The 2200-nt window shown below is 57.3% G+C and carries 2 protein-coding genes; one reads left to right on the top strand and one right to left on the bottom strand.

The genetic code is table 11. The features are described from left to right. Positions 1-1279 (bottom strand): sulfatase-like hydrolase/transferase (locus tag WCA53_RS31320; RefSeq protein ID WP_423920747.1); only part of this gene is annotated, 1279 nt, incomplete at its 3' end. A gap of 346 nt (positions 1280-1625) precedes the next feature. On the opposite strand from WCA53_RS31320, the gene WCA53_RS31325 reads away from it, so the two are divergent. Further along, positions 1626-2200: AraC family transcriptional regulator ligand-binding domain-containing protein (locus tag WCA53_RS31325; RefSeq protein WP_423920752.1), on the top strand; the 575-nt coding region annotated here is incomplete at its 3' end.

Here is a 2200-nt window from a genome sequence, read left to right on the forward strand (position 1 = left end):
CCTTCGGGCCACCCAGCGCCGCAAGGCCGCCATACTGTTCTTCGAGTATCTTCATCTGTTGTGCGAAAGGCATTGGAACCCCGTTGAGGGTCAGCATTTCGTTGATGGTCCCGCTCCAGCCTTCGGAAGACGCGCCGTTATCCGACAACACGTAAAAGATGAGCGTGTTGTCACGCAGGCCGAGACGTTCAAGCTCGTCCACGACCTTACCGGCCTGAGTATCGGCATGCTCAAGGAACCCGGCATAGACTTCCATCAATCGCGCCTGAAACTTCTTTTCGTCCGGACCGAGGGAGTCCCACGCTGGCATCGTTTCGGGACGCGGGGTCAGCCTGCTGTCGGACGGAATCCACCCCAATGCCTTCTGGCGTTTAAACGCCTCCTCACGATAAACATCCCAGCCGGCGTCGAATTTTCCGCTGTACTTGTCTGACCATTCGCCGAACACCTGGTGGGGACCATGCACCGCGCCAGGCGCCCAATACATGAGGAACGGCTTGTCCGGTGCCAACGCATGTTGCTGGCGCAGCCAGCTTGTCGCCTGCGTCGCCAGATCTTCGCTTAGATGATATTGAGGATCGTCGGGCCGCTCGACAGCCGTCGTATTGCGATACAGGTTGGGCTCATATTGCGACGACTCCGCCCCCATGAATCCGTAGAAGTGATCGAATCCGCACCCCGTCGGCCAGCGATCGAACGGGCCCGCGGCGCTGACATCCTGGGCAGGCGTGTTGTGCCACTTCCCGAATGCGGCCGTGCTGTACCCGTAGTGCTTGAGTACTTCCGCAATGGTCGCCGATGTCTGGGGGATTTCGCCGGTGTAGCCGTCAAAATCGCTGGCGAGTTCGGTGATGGTGCCTGACTCGACACGATGGTGATTGCGTCCCGTCAACAAGGACGCGCGGGTTGCCGAGCTGATCGCGGTCGTGTGAAATGCGTTATATCGCACCCCGGTGTCCGCAACACGGCTGAGAGTGGGCGTATGGATTGCGCCGCCGACAGTATCCGCATGCGCAAAACCAACGTCATCCAGCATGATGATGAGTACGTTCGGGGCATCCGCTCGCAGATGCGTCGCCTGGGTGCGCCATTTATGCGTCGACTCAGCCAACGTCCGTGCCGCGACACTGGCCGTCGGCGTTTTTGGAAACGGCAAACTCTGGGAAACTGTTTCACCCACGCCCGCAGGACTTTGGTTTTCGACTGGATCGGCCCCTTCGAAAGCGGGTGATGCGGAACTCGAATTCGTTGTTGTCGGCTTGATATTACTTGTCATCATGGTTTCCTGTCATTGACTGAACGGTGGCGCGAGCCGCTCGGTAGAGCGCCTGCGAGGTCGTCGACATATCTGCGATATTCTATAAATCGTGTCTGGACCGCACCGGTCTTTAAAGGCAATTCGGCTGTCTCGCGGGTTCGGCCTATAAGCTTCCGACAGGTATTCATGAAATAAAGCGGCGCACGCATCTCTTGCAGGGGCTGGAAAACACCCGCAGTAGAAAGCAATTCATTAGTGATACGATGCGCAAAATCTGACGCCGATCAATATTCCGAATTCGACCCGCGCACCGGATGACAGATCATCTGGCAGGCCATAGAGGTAAGCGACGACTTGACGTCTGATCATGCACAGAACCACTCATACCCGGGCCGATGACCACTCCGTCCGAACGACGATCAGCGGTTATGCGCTAGCGATTGCCAAGGCACTTGAGCACCACGGCGTTGATAGCAACCGCATCTTTCGCGCCGCTGGCATTGCGCCATCGCTGCTGAAAAATGACCCGATGTGCCGGCTACCCGTCGACACCGTCGGCAAACTCTATAAAGCTTGTGTGGACGTGACTCATAACACCTACTTTGGATTGTCGGTGGCGAAGTTCATCCATATATCGAATCTGCACGCGCTCGGTTACGCATTGGCGGCCAGCTCCAGCCTGATGGCATTTTGCCAAAGACTGGAACGTTTTTTCAGGCTGGCTTCCCAGGCCTGCGAAATCGAAATAAGCGAATCGGAGGACGAGGTCTCGTTACGCGTGAAGTTGCTGGCTACCGTGTGCGGTGAGACGCAGGACGCAATGATGGGCTTTGTCGTACTCGCCATGCGCCAGCTTTACAAGCCTGAATTCAATCCCCTGCGCGTAGAGCTGTCGCATCCAATGCCGCGCGACGGGCACGAACCGTACGAAGCCCTCTTTAG

The sequence above is a fragment of the Caballeronia sp. genome (genome assembly GCF_049581465.1).
Classification (GTDB): Bacteria; Pseudomonadota; Gammaproteobacteria; order Burkholderiales; family Burkholderiaceae; genus Caballeronia.